The sequence below is a fragment of the Methylobacterium sp. J-070 genome (assembly GCF_022829385.1).
Lineage (GTDB): Bacteria > Pseudomonadota > Alphaproteobacteria > Rhizobiales > Beijerinckiaceae > Methylobacterium.
This window is the reverse complement of record NZ_JAKSXX010000114.1, coordinates 1-18275: the sequence shown is the minus strand read 5'-3', so window position 1 is coordinate 18275 and position 18275 is coordinate 1. Positions and strand designations below refer to the sequence as shown.

General features: G+C 63.4%; 19 protein-coding genes and 2 pseudogenes. 9 read left to right on the top strand and 12 right to left on the bottom strand.

The window, feature by feature from the left end; translation table 11 throughout:
• Window positions 1-111: 111 nt before the first annotated feature.
• Window positions 112-1674, top strand: a complete 1563-nt coding sequence (locus MKL01_RS08970) for a sensor domain-containing diguanylate cyclase (protein WP_243904868.1) — start codon at window positions 112-114, stop codon at window positions 1672-1674.
• 513 nt (window positions 1675-2187) lie between these two features.
• Here the strand turns inward: MKL01_RS08970 and MKL01_RS08965 are convergent.
• On the bottom strand, window positions 2188-2523 hold the full coding sequence (locus MKL01_RS08965) for a hypothetical protein (RefSeq protein WP_243904867.1): 336 nt from the start codon (window positions 2521-2523) through the stop codon (window positions 2188-2190).
• A gap of 101 nt (window positions 2524-2624) precedes the next feature.
• On the opposite strand from MKL01_RS08965, the gene MKL01_RS08960 reads away from it, so the two are divergent.
• On the top strand, window positions 2625-2972 hold the full coding sequence (locus MKL01_RS08960) for a hypothetical protein (protein ID WP_243904866.1): 348 nt from the start codon (window positions 2625-2627) through the stop codon (window positions 2970-2972).
• 136 nt (window positions 2973-3108) lie between these two features.
• Here MKL01_RS08960 and MKL01_RS08955 read toward each other — a convergent pair whose 3' ends face one another.
• Window positions 3109-3384: a hypothetical protein gene (locus tag MKL01_RS08955; protein ID WP_243904865.1), complete on the bottom strand. Its 276-nt coding sequence runs from the start codon at window positions 3382-3384 to the stop codon at window positions 3109-3111.
• A gap of 144 nt (window positions 3385-3528) precedes the next feature.
• Here MKL01_RS08955 and MKL01_RS36175 point away from each other — a divergent pair, with 144 nt between their 5' ends.
• Window positions 3529-3792: a nucleotidyltransferase domain-containing protein gene (locus tag MKL01_RS36175; RefSeq protein ID WP_409566226.1), complete on the top strand. Its 264-nt coding sequence runs from the start codon at window positions 3529-3531 to the stop codon at window positions 3790-3792.
• Window positions 3793-3999: 207 nt separating this feature from the next.
• Window positions 4000-4473, top strand: coding sequence for a DUF6894 family protein (locus tag MKL01_RS08950; RefSeq protein ID WP_243904864.1), 474 nt, complete (start codon window positions 4000-4002; stop codon window positions 4471-4473).
• Window positions 4474-4538: 65 nt separating this feature from the next.
• Here the strand turns inward: MKL01_RS08950 and MKL01_RS36170 are convergent, their stop codons facing one another.
• The 3 genes from MKL01_RS36170 to MKL01_RS08940 form a co-directional block, all read right to left on the bottom strand.
• Window positions 4539-4760 carry a DUF6894 family protein gene (locus MKL01_RS36170; RefSeq protein WP_409566228.1) on the bottom strand — a complete coding sequence of 74 codons (222 nt, stop codon included), beginning with the start codon at window positions 4758-4760 and terminating at the stop codon, window positions 4539-4541.
• Window positions 4761-4879: 119 nt separating this feature from the next.
• Window positions 4880-5122: a DUF6894 family protein gene (locus tag MKL01_RS36165; RefSeq protein WP_409566225.1), complete on the bottom strand. Its 243-nt coding sequence runs from the start codon at window positions 5120-5122 to the stop codon at window positions 4880-4882.
• Window positions 5123-5298: 176 nt separating this feature from the next.
• Window positions 5299-6048, bottom strand: a complete 750-nt coding sequence (locus MKL01_RS08940; RefSeq protein WP_243904862.1) for a Crp/Fnr family transcriptional regulator — start codon at window positions 6046-6048, stop codon at window positions 5299-5301.
• Between the two features lie 1605 nt (window positions 6049-7653).
• Between MKL01_RS08940 and MKL01_RS08935 the strand changes: the two genes are divergently transcribed.
• Window positions 7654-10572 carry a PAS domain-containing protein gene (locus MKL01_RS08935; RefSeq protein ID WP_243904861.1) on the top strand — a complete coding sequence of 973 codons (2919 nt, stop codon included), beginning with the start codon at window positions 7654-7656 and terminating at the stop codon, window positions 10570-10572.
• Window positions 10573-10825: 253 nt separating this feature from the next.
• On the opposite strand, the gene MKL01_RS08930 is transcribed toward MKL01_RS08935, so the two are convergent.
• The 4 genes from MKL01_RS08930 to MKL01_RS08915 all read right to left on the bottom strand — a co-directional run bounded on the left by MKL01_RS08930 (window position 10826) and on the right by MKL01_RS08915 (window position 14268).
• The gene (locus MKL01_RS08930) at window positions 10826-11986 is read right to left on the bottom strand and encodes a serine hydrolase domain-containing protein (protein ID WP_243904860.1); all 1161 of its coding nucleotides are present in this window, start codon (window positions 11984-11986) and stop codon (window positions 10826-10828) included.
• A gap of 120 nt (window positions 11987-12106) precedes the next feature.
• On the bottom strand, window positions 12107-12751 hold the full coding sequence (gene terL / locus MKL01_RS08925; RefSeq protein ID WP_243904859.1) for a phage terminase large subunit: 645 nt from the start codon (window positions 12749-12751) through the stop codon (window positions 12107-12109).
• Window positions 12655-12984, bottom strand: a complete 330-nt coding sequence (locus tag MKL01_RS36160; protein ID WP_409566224.1) for a substrate-binding domain-containing protein — start codon at window positions 12982-12984, stop codon at window positions 12655-12657. The genes terL and MKL01_RS36160 overlap by 97 nt, the downstream gene beginning before the upstream one ends.
• 240 nt (window positions 12985-13224) lie before the next feature.
• Window positions 13225-14268, bottom strand: coding sequence for an IS110 family transposase (locus MKL01_RS08915; RefSeq protein ID WP_243904858.1), 1044 nt, complete (start codon window positions 14266-14268; stop codon window positions 13225-13227).
• Window positions 14269-14343: 75 nt separating this feature from the next.
• Between MKL01_RS08915 and MKL01_RS08910 the strand changes: the two are divergent.
• The 4 genes and pseudogenes from MKL01_RS08910 to MKL01_RS08895 form a co-directional block, all read left to right on the top strand.
• Window positions 14344-15247: pseudogene (locus MKL01_RS08910) on the top strand (IS3 family transposase); the annotation flags it as partial.
• 295 nt (window positions 15248-15542) lie between these two features.
• Window positions 15543-15707 (top strand): hypothetical protein, encoded by a 165-nt coding sequence (locus MKL01_RS08905; RefSeq protein WP_243904857.1) that lies wholly within the window; start codon window positions 15543-15545, stop codon window positions 15705-15707.
• Window positions 15708-15751: 44 nt separating this feature from the next.
• On the top strand, window positions 15752-16648 hold the full coding sequence (locus MKL01_RS08900; RefSeq protein ID WP_243904856.1) for a tyrosine-type recombinase/integrase: 897 nt from the start codon (window positions 15752-15754) through the stop codon (window positions 16646-16648).
• A gap of 38 nt (window positions 16649-16686) precedes the next feature.
• Window positions 16687-16938 carry a hypothetical protein gene (locus MKL01_RS08895; RefSeq protein WP_243904855.1) on the top strand — a complete coding sequence of 84 codons (252 nt, stop codon included), beginning with the start codon at window positions 16687-16689 and terminating at the stop codon, window positions 16936-16938.
• A gap of 275 nt (window positions 16939-17213) precedes the next feature.
• On the opposite strand, the gene MKL01_RS36155 is transcribed toward MKL01_RS08895, so the two are convergent.
• From MKL01_RS36155 to MKL01_RS08880, 3 genes and pseudogenes are all read right to left on the bottom strand, one after another.
• Window positions 17214-17465 carry a PsiF family protein gene (locus MKL01_RS36155; protein WP_409566227.1) on the bottom strand — a complete coding sequence of 84 codons (252 nt, stop codon included), beginning with the start codon at window positions 17463-17465 and terminating at the stop codon, window positions 17214-17216.
• 5 nt (window positions 17466-17470) lie between these two features.
• A complete protein-coding gene (locus tag MKL01_RS08890; protein WP_243904854.1) occupies window positions 17471-17653 on the bottom strand; it encodes a hypothetical protein in 183 nt (60 codons plus the stop codon).
• Between the two features lie 490 nt (window positions 17654-18143).
• A pseudogene (locus tag MKL01_RS08880) lies at window positions 18144-18275 on the bottom strand (catalase); the annotation flags it as partial.

Sequence of the window (18275 nt, the reverse complement as noted above, 5' to 3'; positions counted from 1 at the left end):
GGACGGAAGTTTTTGTTGTCCACGATACCGCAAAATTCCCCAGTCTCGCTAAGGTATTGGCAATCAGTCCGTGTCTTGTTGTCTCAGAGTTTTATGCCGCGCAGGTTCGAGGTGGCGCACAACGAGACCAGCCCGCCCGGGCACCGTGATCGCTCGTGGCTCGGGTCGTCGCTGACCCGATGGTTCGTTCTCGGCAATTTTCTAGCTGTGGCCGGCCTGATCGGCGTGGCTGCACTTCTGCTCTGGCAGATGCGCACGGACGCAGAGCGTCGCAGCGAAGCAAACGCGAACAGCCTCGTGCAGGTGCTGGGTCGCGATATCGCTCGTAACGTCGAACTCTATGACCTGTCCTTGCAGGCGGTCATCGAGGGCTTTGGCCGAACCGACGTCGCACAAGCGTCCCCCGAGCTGCGCCAGATGATCCTGTTCGATCGCGCCGCATCTGCCCCTGGCTTCGCCTTCCTGCTGCTCGTCGACTCCCATGGCGCCATCGTCTCGGGCTCGAACGCTTCCGTGCCGATGGGTCTCGATCGATCCGAGACCGAGTACTTCCGTCATTTCATCGCTCATCCAGACGACGCCGACCTGCACATCAGCCCCCCTGCCGTCTCGCAGGTCAGTGGCCAGCGGATGATCATGCTCTCCCGCCGCCTGTCGAACTCGGACGGCTCGTTTGCCGGTGTCGTGGTCGGCGGCATCAAGATCGACTACCTGCGCAGCCTGTTCGCGTCGGTCGATGCCGAGCGTGCCGGGACCGTGACGCTCTACGGCCCCGAAGGCCTCGTCCTGATGCGTGAGCCGTATAATCAGAGCGCGATCGGCACGAGCGTGGCTGATACCCCGAGCTATCGACGCATGACCGCGATGCGCGATGGCAGCTTCACCGGTCCGGCGATGTTGGGTGAGGACGAACGCCGGTTCACCTTCGCGCGCCTTGGGCTGGAACCGCTCACCCTTAGCATCGCCGTGGCGCCATCTGTCATTTACGCTGAGTGGTGGCATCGAGCCCTCGGCCTCGGCATGGTGCTGCTCGGCCTGTGCGGCGTCACGGCAGGGCTGACTTGGCTGTTGCGCCGCGAGCTAGGCCGACGTGAGCAGGCCGAGGCAGAGTTGCTCGCCGCCAACGCGCGGCTCGCGACGCAGGCGACGACCGACGCTCTGACCGGTCTCGGCAACCGGTGGCACTTCGACGAAGTGCTGAGGCAGGAATGGGACCGCGCTGCGCGGTGCCGTCGACCGCTGTCGTTAATCCTGGTCGACGCGGACTGCTTCAAGGGCTTCAACGATACCTATGGCCATCCGCGCGGCGACGAGGCGCTCCGACTGATTGCAGGTTCGATCCGGGCGGCTGCCAACCGCGCGAGTGATATGGTCTGCCGCATCGGCGGCGAGGAGTTCGCGGTCATCCTGCCTGAGATTGATATGGCGGGGTCCGAGTTGGTGGCCGAGCGGATCCGGGCAGCGGTGATGGGGTGGGCCATGCCTCATACGGCAGGGCCGCACGCGGTGCTCACGGTGAGCTGTGGCGTGGCGAGCGTGCCCGAAGTCTCGGCGCACAAGGCGGCCGCGCTCGTCGCTGAGGCGGACGCGGCACTGTATGCGGCCAAGAATGCGGGTCGGAACCGGGTTCGTGCCGCTGAGCCGAGTAAGGCAGCTCTGCGCCTCGTTAGCTGATCAAGCCACTTAACCGGTGAGGTAACGCCGCTCTCAATCAGTGGCTGACCACTGCTCTGGCCACTCCCCCGTTACTCCTATTCAGCGGCTGACAAGAGCGCATGGCCAGCCGGCAATTCGGCGCCGAAAGATCGAAGCTTGTGCCTTGCCCTGCGCGTTCAATTCGGGCAGACGTCGAGCGCAGAGTGGGTGACGACGTGCCGCAGAATGCTGAAGCAGAATTTTTGTCGACGATAAGTCTGGGATGAAGCGTCGTGGTCCCGGATCACGCCGGCGCGATCTGCTCGTCTGTTGAGAGCAGATCACCATGCGTGTCCTTGATGGCGTCGAGCACGGCCTGGGGTCGATCGATCGCGCCATCGCCTCCGCTTCATCGTTGAGCCGATCGCTGATGTGGGGATGGTCGCGCCTCATCTCCTCCAGCAGGGCGATGATCTTGGCATTTTTCTGCTCAAAGACGATCGCGAGTTCCAGGGTGAGCTGAGCCCGGTGCTCGGCTAGCTGTTCATCGTGTCATGGTGTGATCAGGATCAGGCTGGTGATGTACAAGCTTAGGATACCGGCTGCGTCCTGCATACACGCAAATGGCGGCGGGTCGAGGCCGGCGTGGCCGAGTGCGGGGAGGATGATGTTCAGGCTGACCCAACTGAAGATCGCCAGAGTGAGCAAGCCGACGACGCGCGGGCGCCCGATAGCGCTGGTCATGCGAGCGACAGTGCGCTGGACCGGCGTGGCCTTGCGGTGATGCTTCCAATGGAGATCCGCAATAGCGCGGACGGTGTCCTCAATGTCCGCAGGTAGGATCGGCGTAGCCGCGATGTCTTCACCGTCCAAGGTTTGATAGGCCATCAGTGGCGCGGTCCGGTTATCGGAGAGGTCCGTCAAGCTGGAACAGGCATATGGCTCGACCGGTTGACCCTGAACATTTTCACGACAGCCGAGACGATCCGATGGCCCGCGCTTCCCTTCCGCTGAGCGTGGCTTTTGCCGCGTTCGCAACACTCGCACCCACCGCGTTCGTGCACGCCCAAACCAAGCCTGGCGAGATCAAGGGTATTGACGCGATGGGCGACAAGGACCGAAGCGCCCAGGATGGCTGGAGCCAGGCACCAGTGCCGCGGGAAGAGTCCGCAGCCAAAGATGCACCCAACCCTGGTGGGAAGTCAGTGACGCAGAACAAGGATCGGCCCGTGCCAGCCGCCCCGACCACCTACAAGCCAGGCGAAGATCCTCAGGCGCCAGCTGAGCAACAGGCAGCAGCCCCATCGGGCAATAACCCAGCAGCACCATCGAAATAGGTCAAGTATTCTGTCCAACCAGACAGCCCGTTGTCGGCCTGCAGCACCAACAAAGGGCCGTTCTCTCTTTCAAAAAGAACGGCCTTTGGTTTAGTGATGGCGATTACACCACCTATCTAAAGATTGTTGATAAGACCTATTTTCCGCCACCACTGCCAGTCGAACCCATCCGCGACGGCTGCCCCTCGTCGCCGGAAGCAGCCGAGTCGTTCGAGATGCTATCGGCAGCACGACCCGTCGGCGAGTAGGTTGCGACACCTTCCTCACCGGTCGAGCCGGGCTGACGCGTCACGACCCCAGGCGAACCGGGCGGAACGATTACGGTGGTGGTGGTCGGGGTCTCGAAGACCTGTGCAGAGACAGGGGTAGTAAGCACCGCGGCAAAAACCACGGCGAGGATGAGCTTGGTCATGAAGGCCTTTCATAGGGTTGGGTACTAGGAACGGTCCGTCGCAAGTGATGTGTCCCCAACCCGGTGTCACAGGGGCGGGCAGCGGCGACTCCGGGCTTTTGGCTCCACTAAGTAGGCGTGCTGACTGAGCTATGCCGCAGCATCATGCGCCCAGACCAATATGACGAAGGGGAGAAGGCTCCAATGGACATGCCCATCGAGTGGGTCGATGCCATTCGCGCCTGGGCTGCCGGCAATAAGAACGTCGCCGAGGTCTGGCTATTCGGGAGCCGGGCGAAGGGGACAGTGCCGGAGAGCGACGTCGACCTTGGACTTGGTGCTGACGCCGGGAACCCCACGGCAATCCGGGGGCCGACTTGCCGGAGGGCAACTATCAGGCGCTCGGCGACCGGTGGGGAACCGATCTAACAGCCGCGACCCAACACGATGTGCACCTAAAGGCGACTATGCCGTTCGCACATACAGTGCGGCATATCCTTCGCGCGTCGAAAAACATGATCCATATGTGAGAACCGCCGGCTGCTCTGTGTCATAGTTGGCGGAATCGTGGTCTCTGAACTCAAGCATGTCCGCGATCGAGAGCCATGGCTCCCGCCTTCAACGGCGGAGATGCGTGTGCCGCGCTACCATTTCAACGTCTATAGCGGCGTGATTCTGCTCGACAAAAAGGGTGTCGAATTGCCGGACGCCATGTTCGCGGGGCGAGAAGCTATCCGGTATGCTGGTGTACTTCTTGAGGAGGGCGCGAGGTTGGAAAGCCTTGACAAGGAATGGCGTATGAAAGTTATGGACGGAACGAGCCCGATACTGTTCAGGTTGGATTTCTTTGTTACACTGTCATCCGCTGTTAGCTCGATGGAGAAACCAAAACAGCCAAGCTCAATCTTTCGATGCCTTTGGTTTCGCGATCCGTATCAACGCAGCATCGAAAACGGCCTCATCTTTGCCAAACTCAGCCGCGCGGGCAGTTTAGATAAACCGGAGGCGCGGTTCCTCAGGCATCAGCTTCTCGGCGCAGAGCTTGGCGGGTTTGGGTTTGGGATGTGCTTCGATTGGCATAAGCACCATTATCCTTGGCCTTGGCCCTGAAGCAGATCGACGCCTTCTTCCTCAAGGACATCGAGAATTGAAGGCAGAAGGTCGCGGACTGAGGGTTACGGCTCGTCGCGTCGCTTGCTGCTCGACACTGCCGAAGCTGTGAACGCGGCAATATGGATAATAAACAGGATCCGCCCACGGCCATCAGTCACGTTCATCTGCCAGTCTTCGTCGACCCAGATTTGCTTCGCGTGCTGGGTTAGCAATGCTCCAACGCGCCGCGCTGTCTCTGTGCGACCCTCATCCAATCCCGGAAGGTCACCAGCCTCTGTGAACACAATGAACTGCGCCGGGTTTCCCGGCAACTGTAATCAGCTCTGAATGACCGAGCTCCATCAGCCTGTGACCAGATACCGCCGAAGTCCAGCATCAGATTTCGGCGCAGCAGATTGGTTCATCAAGTCTCGCCGACCCATGTGATGGATAGACTGACCGTCGCGGTGAGAACCACGTGATTCTCTACATCGCGTACCGTTGCGCCGAGCTGACTGTGCAAGTGATCGAGGGGCTTGTCCCGCGCGACGGCGCACAGGATGCTCAATGCGTGCTCACTGACAGCGTCGCGGTCACGACACTCCTGCCCGTCCTCATCGACTGAGGAAAAGCGTGTGTCGTGGATGTCGAAGAAGTAGTGTGCCACGACGACTTCCCTGCCTGATGCGAGAGCACAACAATGTCTCTCAGGCGTCAGAGCGCACAGAAGCTTTGCCGACGATGGTGGCGATCTACCACATCAATTGATGCCAGAATACAACCTCTGTTGCAAGTCGGCATGAAAATCACCGACCGACCGAGCGAGCCCTGCCGGGATCATGCCTACGTCTTCAAGCCATCCACGCGAGGCGTCAGGTGCAGATAGTTCGTCTTGAAGTCGCAGAAGGTTCGGAGCCGATCGACGTCTAGGACTTCTAACCATCGACGTTGCAACGTCAGCAGCCCAGCTGCTCGCAGCTCCTGCAATGATCGGTTCACGTGCACGGGCGTGAGCCCAAGCATGTCGGCGAGGTCGACCTGCCGAAGGGGCATGCTGAACCCGGACGGTCCGGCCAGGCCAACCGAGAGCAATCGCACGTGCAACTCGCAGAATAGGTGCGCTATCTGCCGGTCGGCAGGCCGCTGGCCCATGTTGGCCAGCCATTCGCGCAGGATGCCCTCATCGATCAGCGTCGCCCACCACAACGCCCGAGTGATGCGGGGGTGATTGTCGGTAAGATCCTCGATTGTCGACCGCGAGACTTCAACGGTGGTGCACGTGGTGAGCGTGGCTATTGCGTGATCCATTTGCCCGAGGATGGCCACGTGCAGGTCGCAAAAGTCGCCCGGAACGAGCAGTGCCATGATGTGGCGCTGGCCACCCCGCAGGAGCTTATAACGGCAGGCGAAACCTGAAAGCACGACCTGGACATACTCGGGCCGGTCGCCTTCAAGGATCAGATCTCGCTTTGGCGCAACCTCACGGCGGCGCGACGTCACCTTCTGCAACGTCACGCGGTCCACCTCAGTGAGGAAGCCGCTGCAGTCGAGCTTGCGGATCAGCGCATTGAACATAGGGAAAAACGAAGCCACGGCGTCGACTTAGATCGAGCAGATTTTTGCGCCTGCAATACCGCGCAGGCAACACTCGCCGATCCCTGTCAAAAACATAACAATTGTGAACGAAAAGTGCGACGTCGGTCGGCCCGATGCACAACCTACGGTTTAAGACTGATGGCCAATCATCAGATTATTCTGAATGCCGATGAGATAGCCCGTCAGGCGACGGTGTGTTGTCTTGTGGGCACAGTAGACCCACACCGGTACCGGCAGGGCTGACGGCGTGACCCCTTTCAGCGCGGACTCGGCCAACAAAGCCATGTTCCGGTCGCTTATGGAAGTGAGTAAGCGTGCACTGTCGGCTGCTCGGACCAGGACTGCAATTCGCGCATCCTCGTCAAGTGACGATGACATGAAGCGTTTCGCGGGCTCAGCAGAATTACAACAATTGTTATATTGAAACTTTATATTTTTTAACATTTGTAAGTTTTTTGGCCAAAATTTCATGCAGAACTTGCAATATGGCGCGCTAATAAACCGCCCTGACGCCGTCTGCAGCACTTCGATAAATCTGATCGAAGGATGTAGGCGTCGCTACGTTGCAATTGGCCGTGGCTCAAAGTTCGGATCGCTCGGCTGATCGCCTCAAACAGAGAGGCAGGTCATGGATTACAATGTTAGAATCGACCGCATAGGAAGTGATGGCACAGCTTCTGGGCAGCCGCGCATTTATAAAGCCAGGGATGAGGCAGATGCGCTCGCGATTGCATCCTATGAGGTTGACGGCGGCAACGTTGGACGGCCCCGGATAGCCACCGTGACTGATGCCCGAGGGCGCATGCTGTTTACCTATGGGGCAGCTGCAAAGGCAGCACGTAGGTGACTTCGGATGAGCAGGACAAGTTGGCCCTGCTCGATCGTGACGCATGCTACATTGTTGGATTTATGCTCAGTGTTCAGGTCGTCTTGCTGAGCCTGCTGCTATGTCTATAAATTCGTACAGTCAAAAGGCGATTTGTTGTCTTTATAATTTGGAAATTATAATATTTATTGTGCGTAAGACGCATTTCGTGGGATTTTATTTTGTGCTCTTCGAGTCTATACTGACTACTGGCGTGGGGCATCGATGGCGTCGCAATCCCGCCGCCCGTACTGAGCGTTTACTCCCTAAACTTTGGGCTGATCCTTCAGGAGTGGCTTTTTTTCTTGTTCTATTCCCACAGTCGCTGCTCTAAAGAGTCTACTTTGTATGTCCGTCAAGATGGATCTGATTATTTTAGCTCGACCCCAACGAAAGCTAAGTTGCTGCGCGAACAATACTGGCATGCTGCAATACCCGCAATCGGGGGTGACGCGAATTTTGCCCTGCACTCGATCAAATCCGATATGTAGATGCATGACAGTGTAAGGTTGCACTAGTGCCCAACATGGCCGTCCGCGAACCCATCACAATATTTGTGCCTCCGGAACGGGGAGCGTTCCTACAAGGGTGCGTTGCCACCGGCCGCCATAGCAGCGTCAGGGAGGTCGTGCGGGCTGCCCTGTGCGAGTTTGAGTGCGGCGAGATGGGTAAGACCCCGATCTCCCAGCAAGCGATGGCGCGTCAGCCTCCTATCCCTCTTAACCGCGCCTGACCCGATGTTCGGTAGCCGCGACTTCCTCGCCGGGGTGGGCGAGATGGCCACTCTGATGCGCGCCTACGATTGGGCCAGAACCCCACTCGGCGAGCCCGAGAGCTGGCCGTCCGGCCTGCGTACGGCGGTGCGGCTGCTGCTCAATTGCCACCACCCCATGCACATCTTCTGGGGGCCGGAGGCGACGTTCTTCTACAACGATGGCTTCGTGCCCTCGGCGGGACCCGAGCGCCATCCCTCCGCGCTCGGCCGTCCGGCTTCTGAAAGTTGGGGCGAGATTTGGCCGGTCATCGGTTCCGAGGTCGCCAAGGTCCGCAACGGCGGTGGCCATACGTGGTACGAGGACCAGCGAGTCCCGATCTTGCGCCGAGGGCGCGTTGAGGATGCGTATTGGACCTACGGTCTTAGCCCGATCGATGACGATACCGCGCCCAACGGCATCGGCGGCGTGATCTCCATCCTGACGGAGACCACCAAGCGCAAGGCGCTGGAAGACAGCCTACGTGGGCTCAACCTGTCGCTGAAAGCCGAGAGCGACCGCCTACGCGACATGTTCAAGCAAGCCCCGAGCTTCATGGCGGTCCTGCGCGAACCGCACCACCGCTTCGAGCTAACCAACGACGCCTACCAGCGGCTAATCGGCGGCCGCGACGTGATCGGCCTTCCTGTCCGGGAAGCACTTCATGAGTTTGCGGGACAGCCGTTCTTCGACTTGCTTGATGGTGTCTACACGACGGGTGAACCGTTCATCGGCCGCGGCATGGAAATCTGGCTGGAACGCACGCCGGGTGCACCGAGCGTACGGCGCGTACTCGACTTCATCTACCAGCCGATCCGTGACCATGCGGGGGCCGTGGTCGGCATCTTCGTCGAGGGCACCGACGTCACCGACATGTATGCGGCGACCGCGGAACTGCGCGAGCGCGAGCAGCGCCTACATCTCATCGTCGAGGCAGCCACCGACTACGCCATCATGACCACTGACGGCGAGCGGATCGTGACGGGCTGGTCTGCCGGTGCGTCGGCGATTTTCGGCTACGCCGCCGAAGAGATCGTCGGCCGGAGCGTCGATGTGCTCTTCACGCCGGAGGATCGTAAGGCGGGGCAGCCAGTCGAAGAGTTGGCTGACGCGCGCGCGGAGGGGCAGGCACCGGACGTCCGTTGGCATCTGCGCAAAGATGGGACCCTCGTCTTTCTCAACGGCTCGCTGCGGGTGCTGCTTGACGCGGCCGGGCGGGAACTCGGCTTCCTCAAGATCGCCCGCGACGAGACCGAGCGGCGCGCGTCCGACTTGGCCCTGCGGGAGCTGAATGCGTCCCTCGAACAACAAGTGGCTGCACGGGTCAATGAGATTGCCGCACAAGGGAAGTTCCTAGACACATCCCAGGCACGTCAGCGGGTCGTGTTCGATCTGACCCGTCAATTGATGGGTATCATGGAACTCGATGGCACCCTTCTGGAAGCCAACCCAGCCTCGCTGGAAGCGATCGGCGCGGAATTAACAGATGTAGTTGGCCGCCCCTTCTGGTTGACCCCTTGGTTCACCGGCTCGTCCGGCATGAGCGATCTCGTGAAGGGAGCGGTAGGGGCGGCCAGCAACGGTCAAAGCGTCCGGACCGAATTACCTCTCGTTCTGCCAAACGGTGAGACGCGCATCTACGACTTCGGGATGCATCCTGTGCGCGACAAGGACGGTCGTGTGATCGAGATCATGCCGGAAGCGACCGACATCACCGAGCTTCGAAAGGCCGAGGAGGCGCTACGCCAGTCTCAGAAGATGGAGGCGGTCGGCCAGCTCACCGGTGGCCTCGCCCACGACTTCAACAACCTGCTCGCAGGGATCTCGGGCTCCCTGGAGATGATGCAGAAACGCCTGCAGCAGGGACGCTTCAACGACGTCGAGCGCTACACGACGGTCGCGCAAGGGGCATCGAAGCGCGCCGCCGCCCTTACCCACCGCCTGCTGGCGTTCTCCCGCCGCCAGACGCTCGATCCCAAGCCCACCGACGTGAACCGGCTCGTCACCGGCATGCAGGAGATGGTCCAGCGCACGGTCGGCCCAGGCATCCCGGTCGAGGTGGTCGGGGCTTCCGGCCTATGGCCCGCTCTGGTCGACCCGTCGCAGCTTGAGAACGCGCTGCTCAATCTGTGCATCAATGCCAGGGACGCGATGCCGGATGGCGGACGGATCACAGTCGAGACACACAACAAGTGGCTCGATGAGCGGGCCTCACGCAAGCTCGACATGCCGGAGGGGCAGTACTTGTCCCTGTGTGTGACTGACACCGGCACCGGCATGAGACCGGACGTTATCGCCAGGGTGTTCGAACCGTTCTTCACGACGAAGCCCATTGGTGAGGGCACCGGCCTTGGCCTGTCGATGATCTACGGCTTTGCCCAGCAGTCGGGCGGGCAGGTGCGCATCTACTCCGAGGTCGGTGAGGGCAGCACCGTGTGCATCTACCTGCCGCGCCACTACGGCAAGGTCGAGGACGAGGAAGGTGACGCCAAGCTCGCTGCGCTGGATCGGTCCGATCAGGGCGAGACGGTGCTGGTGGTGGACGACGAACCGTCCGTACGGATGCTCATCACCGACATCCTGGAAGACCTCGGTTACCTAGCCATCGAGGCGGGCGACAGCGCCGCGGGGCTGAAGGTGCTTCAGTCGGATGTGCGCATCGACCTGCTGGTGACGGACGTGGGCCTGCCCGGAGGTATGAACGGGCGGCAGATGGCCGACGCGGCGCGCTCGCACCGACCCGGTCTGAAAGTGTTGTTCATCACCGGCTACGCGGAGAATGCGATCCTCGGCAACGGGACGCTTCCGCCGGGGATGGTAGTGCTGACCAAACCGTTCGCGATGGACGCGATGGCGACACGCATCCGGTCGCTGATCGAGGCCGACAAAGAGGACGGGCGGTAGCTGGAGGATCGTCCGCAGTGGTCGTGCTTTAGAGATCCTTCGTATGGCGGGGGCACTCCTGCTACCTACCCCGAGCGGTAGTTGCCGGAGGGCCGACGAATGGCTGCTTACAAGGAGCGCTTGTGGCGATTTATGTGGCCGGGTTGGGTCGATAGGAGGCCGTCCGCTTTTCCGGCCGACCATCTCCGAAGCGGACCACCGGCTTCCGGCCAGGAAGCGACATACGGAGTTGTCGTAGCGGGACCATCTCGGCTCAAGGAGCGTCGAGCGCCGCGTAGATCATGGCGCGGGTCAGCGTGCGATAGTGCTGGCGCTGCCCGGCCGAGGAGGTCTGCATCATCAGCAGCGCGAAGAAGCCCGCCGCCGGATCGACCCAAAAGTACGTGCCCCCGACACCGCTCCAGAACCAGTCGCCGACGCTGCCAGGAAACGGCGCCTCGCCCGCCGCGAGCCGCACCGCGACCCCAAGCCCGAAGCCGTAGCCGGGCCCTGGCGGGTAGTAGGCGCCTTTCGCGATCGTCGTCCCGAGGTGGTCGGCGGTCATGAGCTGCACACTCGCCGGCGCGAGGACGCGCACGCCGTCGAGGCTGCCGCCGGCGAGTATCACGCGCAGGAAGGCCGCATAGTCCGCCACGGTCGAGACGAGGCCACCGTTGCCCCGCTGGCCACGCCGGGACAGGCTCGGATCGTGGAAGGCCGGCCGCTGACCGGGCGCCTGCGGCAGCGGCTGTGCCACGCGGCCTGCTGCCTCTGCCGAGATCCGGAAGCGGGTGTCGGCCATGTTAAGTGGCCCGAGGAGCGTCTCGTCGAGCACGCCCTGCAGATCCGCCCCGCCGGCCACCTCTAACACCCGGCCGAGCACGTCGGTGGCGTGCGAGTAGTGCCAGACCGTGCCGGGCTCGTGCACCAGCGGTAGGTGCGCGATCCGCTCGGCGAAGGCTGCGTTGTCGAGATCCTCGGTGAGCAGCCCGTCGGCCTCGTAGGCCCGGCGCGTCGGCCCGTCGCCGAGATAACCGTAGGCGATCCCGGCCGTGTGCCGCAGCAGATCCTGGACCGTGGGCGCGGCGGCGGCGGGGACACGCGTGCCGTCGGAGTTCAACAGGGACAGGCTCGTGAAAGCCGGGATGACGTCGGCGACCGGCTGATCGAGGCGCAGGGCGCCGCGCTCGGCGAGGACGAGGGCGGCGAATGAGACGATGACCTTGGTCATCGAGTAGATGCGCCACACCGCGTCAGGCTTGAGGCGATCGCCCGCGACGATGTCGCGGAAGCCGACGGTGCGCCGCCAGATCTCGCCGCCGGTGCCGCCGATGAGCAAGTCGGCGCCTGCGATCGCTCCCGCGGCGACGTCGGCCTCCAGCCGGTCGCCGAGGCGATCGAAGAGCGGGAGCGAGAAGGCCGGAGGGTTCTGCATGGATCCGGTATAGGGCGCCCGGCGGCGAGGCAGAATGAAAAGGGCGGGGCCGCCGATCTCGTCGACGCCCCGCCCGCCGGACAGACCCTGGATGCTCTCAGAGCGTCGCTGGCAGACCCCTCAATCGTCGTCGAAGGAGCGGATGCGCGGGCCGGCGTCGAGGTCGTCCCGCGCCCAGATCAGGAACTGGCTCATCGAGTCGACCTGATCGTCGTGCCGGCCGTGCGGGAAGGCCAGGATCTCCTTCTCGAACTCGCCGAGCCACGCCGCATGCTCGGGCAGCAGCACGCGCCCGCCCTCGATGACCGCCGCGATCGAGGATGCCCGCACGACCTTGTCGCCCTGCGGCTGCACCGCGATGGCGGACACCTCTCCGGTATGGCGAAGGTCCTGGATGAGATGCTCACCGGATGCCTTGTCCTCGATGAGCACGCCGTTGGGTCGCCAGCGCGCGTTCATCTCGACGACCTTGCGGCGCAGGTTTGGATAGCCGAGGCGGTCCCGGAAGACGTCTAGTAGGTAGTAAGCTCGATCCCGGACCAGCCACGTCGTGCACACCGAGCAGTCGCTGAGCTCGCCGGCCTTCGAAGCCGTGTCCCAGGATTGATAGATCTCGTCTCCGCCGTAAGCACCCGGCGAGAGGCCTTCGCCGTAGCGACGAAACCACGTCAGGTCGAACATGTTGCCCCCGGGCGGCACCGGCTCCTGCTGGTACTGCGCCGCGAAGGTGAAGCTGCCGAGGCTGCGCTGGAGCTCCTCGAGCACGCCCAGCGGCTCGCGCTCCGGGTGTCCGCCGGAAACACGCCCACGACCTTCACGCCGGGATCCGACTTCGCGTCGCTTTCGTAGACGACGCCGAGCGGTGCCTCTCCGCGCGAGACCAAAACCAACGCGGCCCGCACGTTGTCGCTCTGAGCGAGACGAGGTTGGATGCTGCCCCAGAGCCCGAGTTTCTCGAACGCGACATTGGCGTTCTCTATTCGGAGTTCATCGGTCAATGCCCTTTCGTGCGCGTCCTGGTTCGACGCGTGATCGGTCCTGTGGAGCTCTTGCTTCTCTCCGAGGTCGGCCGGTGCCGCCTCATGATGGGATTAGAGGGAGTGGGCGGAGCCATCTAAGCCGCGCGCTCGGCAGAACCGACGCTCGAGTTTCCTCGGTCTCACCCGCTCCCGTCGTCCCCACAGGGACCTCTTCCACGCCGGAGGAGCTCGGTGTTACGTGATGCTGATCCGTAAGCTTCAGGCCGCCATCGCGGCATCGGCCGACCAGCGGAAGTCCTTCTCGTCGCGCCACATCCGATGCAGCACGATCGCCAGCTTGCGGGCGACGGCCACGAGGGCCTTCTGCATGCCTCTGCGCTTGGCCACAGCCAGCCCCCAGACCTTCAGCGAGGTCCATCGAACCCGGGGGCCAGTCAGCAGCACGAGCGCAGCCTCGTAGAGCGCGGCACGCATCATCGTGTCGCCGCACTTCGAGACCCGGCCGACCCGCTTCGTCTCGCCGGACTGGTAGAGCCGCGGGGTCAGACCGTAATGCGCCCCGACACACTGCGATCGTCCGAAGCGGGCTGGGTTGTCGACGCAGGTACGGTAGGTCAACGCCACGACCGGCCCGACGCCGGGCGCGGTCATCAAGCGCCGGCAGACCGGGTCGGTGCGGACCTGGTCCAGCAGCATCTTGTGCAGCTTGGCCAGTTGGGTCCGCAGCGCGGAGCGCGCCTCCAGTAGCGGCAGGACCACGGCCGCGACGAAGGGCAGATCGAGCACGAGGTCGCGCACGCGCTGCTCGAACCCGGCAGCACCCACGATACCCACCTTGAGGCCGAAGTTGCGCAACTGGCCGCGCAGGTCGCTCTCGATATCGTAAGCCTTGCGCTGAAGCAGCTTGCGCGAGGTCAGGAGCAGGCGGCGTTGCTGACTGGCCGGCGTTTTGACGTGGACCGGCTTGAACAGGCCGACCCGCATCATCTGAGCTATGCCCATCGCGTCGTTGCGGTCGGTCTTGTTGATCCGTGCCGACAGGGCCGCGTGCATGTGGCGGGTCTCGACGCAGATTGCCGGGAGCCCGGCTTCGACCAAGCCGGCGTAGAGCCACGGCGAGAACGGCCCTGCCTCCAGACCGACACGCGCATAGCTGTGGCCCAGCTCGATCAGGTGCCGGCTGATCGCCTCGGGATGGCTCTCGACGGTCGCGCGGTGCACGACCTTACCATGGGGATCGACGATGCAGATCGCGGTCTCCTTCACGGAGACATCGAGGCCGACGTGGTGCTGCTCGCTCATGGTGGGGCTCCGGGACTAGATCGAAGCGCCATCATGCCGCCGCTTCCGCCGCGCGAGGCACCCCGAATACCCCATCTAGCCCCCGAGCGACGCCGGCAGGCGGTCGATGGCATTCGGGAGAAGTACGGTCTCTCGGAACGTCCCGCCTGCCGGATCGTCGGCCAGCACCAGGGCACGCAGCGCTATGTGCCCACCGTGCCGGCCGACGCGGATGGGCCGACCCGCGCCATCGTCGCCCTGGCGTCCGAGTACGGGCGCTATGGCTACCGCCGCGTCACCGCGCTGCTGCAGGCAGCTGGCTGGCGGGCGGGCAAGGACCGGGTCCATCCTTCGAGAACCTCAGGATGAGGGCATCTGGCGTCGCGAGGGGCTGACGGTCCCCAATCGACATAGGCCCCGCAGCCGCCTCTGGCTGAACGACGGCTCGTGTGTGCGACTACGGCCGCTCCACCGCAATCACGTCTGGACCTTCGACTTCGTGCAGGCCCAGACCCACGACGGGCGCAGCTTACGCATCCTGACGCTGATCGACGAGCACAGCCGGGCCTGCCTGGCGCTGAAGGTGTCGCGGCGTATCAACAGCGTCGGCGTGATCGAGGCGCTGGCCGATACCATGTGCCTGCACGGCATCCCGGAGCACATCCGCTGCGACAACGGCCTTGAACCGAAGGACCGCGCAGCGAGATGGTCTCAAAGGCACTGCGCAAATGGGTCGCCAAAGCTGGCTCACGGATCCAGTACATCGCACCCGGCTTCCGTGGGAGAACGGGTACTGTGAAAGCTTCAACGGCAAGCTGCGCGACGAGTGTCTGCGCCAGGGGATTTTCTACTCACTCAAGGAAGCCCAGGCCGTGATCGCCCTCTGGCAGAACACTACAACCGCGTCCGGCCGCACTCGTCCCTGGGCTATCGGCCCCCAGCGCCCGTCAGCTACCCAGATCTGGCCTTCCGGCTACCCATGGCAGCGGCCGTGCAGTAGCCTCTCACTCGGCTCGGTCTAAAAGACCGGTCAGGTCAATCGCATCCGGCGCGCCATCGGGTCGGCGTGGTGGCGCGCCTACCCGGCGGTGCGCTGGTTCCTGCTGAGCTACGTCGCGCTCACCGTGATGTGGGGGCTCGTTCTTGCCGCGCATGTGCAGTGAGGCACGCTCACCGACGATGCCGGGCGAGGCGAGGCCGTGTCGGCGTTCGGCGCTTGGACCGTCGTGTTTGGGATCGCGGTGGCAGCGCGACCCTATGTTCGGGCGGGCATCCGAGGGATTGCGGAGGCGCAGGTGCTGCAGCCCTTCCTCACGCCGTTACTCGACTCGGAGGGCATCATCATCCGCGAGATACAGGAGGGCCATCGCATCAGGGTCGAGGCGATCCTGCCGGACGTGGTGGCCGAGTGGCTCTGGGCGGTGCTCGTGATCGTGATCGGCACACTGGTCAACGGCTAGGGCGCGCCGATCGGCCGGCTGCTGTCATTCTCGGAGTAGACGCTTTGGGCACCGCACTCGTCCCCGCACCCGACGCGATCGAAGCGCTGCCTACGCAGGCCGACGACGACGCGCAGATGATCCGGCTGTGGCTCGCCCGGTCCGCGAGCCCGCACACCCGCCGCAACTATGAGCGCGAAGTCCGCCAATTCATGGCCTATTTCGGCAGGCCGCTCGGCTCGGTGCGGATGGGCGAGCTGCAGGACTACATCGCGGCCCGGCCCGGGTCCTCGGCGACGGTGGCGCTCACCGCCGCGGCGCTCAAGAGTCTGTTCGCCTTCGCACAGGAGGTCGGCTATCTGCGCTTCAACATCGCCGCGGCCGTGAAGGTACCTCCGATCAAAAACACGCTGGCCGAGCGGATCATGTCCGAGGCCGACGCCCTGCTGATGATCCGGCAGGAGCCTGTTTTGCGAAACCGGGTGCTGCTGACCGTGCTCTATGGCGGCGGCCTGCGCATCTCGGAGGTTTGCGGGCTGCGCTGGCGGGACCGCATGGCCCGGGACGAGGCCGGGCAGGCGACGGTGTTCGGTAAGGGAGGGAAGACGCGGGCGGTGCTGCTCTCGGCCTCGACGTGGAAGGTGCTGGTGGCGCTGCGCGTGGATCAAGTTGCGAAGTCTGCCACATGGTCGACCGACGTGCCCGTGTTCCTGTCGCGGAAGGGCGGGGCGCTTGACCCGAGCGCAGTTCATTGGGTGGTGAAGGCCGCGGCATCTCGGGCAGGGCTCCCGGTCGGGGTCTCGACGCGCTGGATCCGACACGCCCACGCCTCGCACAGCCTCGACCGCGGTGCGCCGATCCACCTCGTGCAGGCCACGCTCGGGCACGCCTCGGTGGCGATGAGCGGGCGATACCTACACGCGCGGCCGTCAGAGAGTTCAGCGCGGTTCCTGGGGGTGTAGGCATGGTAGAGGCAGATCAAGGGCGGTTCGCCCTCATCGTGGCCGACAACGTCATTTCGGCTCTTGAGAGAGCCTACGGCGGAAAACTGGAACCCGAAGACCGACGCGATCGCACCATCGCGGAACTGATGCACGAGCTACTCGCCACCATGCCGACCACATCCGGACGCGTGCTGGCGCAGGCATGCAACCGTGTTTTGGCGATCCAGCCAGATCGAGGAAACCTCATGCCACTGGTGCTGGACGTCAACATCAACGATGGCGCGGTGACGATCAACGCGACGAACTGATTTGCGAAGGCGGCCCGGATCCCAAGATTACGTGGTTTGGCCCTGTGCCGTTCGGCCATCAGCCGCAGCGGCGGAAGCTATGTAGCGCATGTCTTGGGCGAAGTGAGGGCGGCGAGTGCTGAAACCGGCCGAGCGCGGGGCGGATCTCGCACGGATCATGGACCAATCCGGGCACCGTGACCCGCGGACAGTAGTCGGGTACACCCGGCGGGCGGGCGCTCAAGGGACACTTGAGGAGGGGCTTCTTGTGAGAGGAAGCTGGGCGAAGTCCCGTTTCAATCCTCTGGTGTCACGCAGCTTCCCATGAAGGCCTTCCGCTCCGGCCCATCCTTGAGCTTCTTAGCGTCTGCCCGCTGCCGACAGCGATCGAGCACCGCCGGGTCAACGGCTGATGCAGCTTCCTCCCCGGCGGACGAAGCACCCGACTTTGGCCTTCGAGGCGGCTCCGACGTGCTCTGGGCAAGTCCAGCAGCAGGGAGGCAGGCAACACTGACTAGAGCAGAGAGGAGCACGATCGAGCAGCGCATGACGATCAAACCAATCCGTCCTTGGCTGCCTGGTCCGGATCGTCTGGCTTGCTCTCGGCCTCTTTGACTGGGTCCTTGCTCTCGGGCTCACTACCGGTCGTTGGGTCCGGCACGTTGACGTTCGGGATCCCCACCGTCGGCGGCACGACGCTGACACCTGGTGGCTTGTCTGTCTCAGACGTGGCCATGCAGCTCCCCTCTCTACTGAGCCGTCGCACGGACTGGACGATCCGACCGGCGTCATCGGCCAGGGTCGCAGATCCTACGCAATTGGCAATCAGGGCTGGGCGGCAGCCATCAGAACCGCGACCCACTCATTTGCTGCCGCCACCACCACCGCCCTGGGGCACGGCCCGAGAAGGTTGTTCCGCGTTGCCACCCGCCGAGGAATTGTTCGTGACCGTGTCGGCAGGTTGGCCAGTCGGGGTTCCTGTGACGGTGCCAGGTGCACCCGTCGAGCCCGGCTGAGGTGCGGCTACGCCAGGCGCTCCCGGAGCCGTGGAGGGCAGCGCTCCCGCCGGGGCCTGAGCATAGGCTACGCCAGACAAGAGCAGCATAAACGGGATAGCCGTGACAAGGGTGCGCTGACGCATCAATGCCTCCGTGTCGAAGAACGCCGGTAACGCGTGTGTGAGGAGGATGGTTCGCGATACTTCGGAAGCCTGATCGCGAAGTTCCTCACGCTGGGATGCGGTCGATGCTGGCGGTGTCCTCGGCGGACACGCCGTTCTCGCGGTGGCGGAAGTCGGAAAGCGCCCGATAGACCTGCAGCCGTGCCCGCATCACCGAACCGAGCGGCCGGTGCGCCAC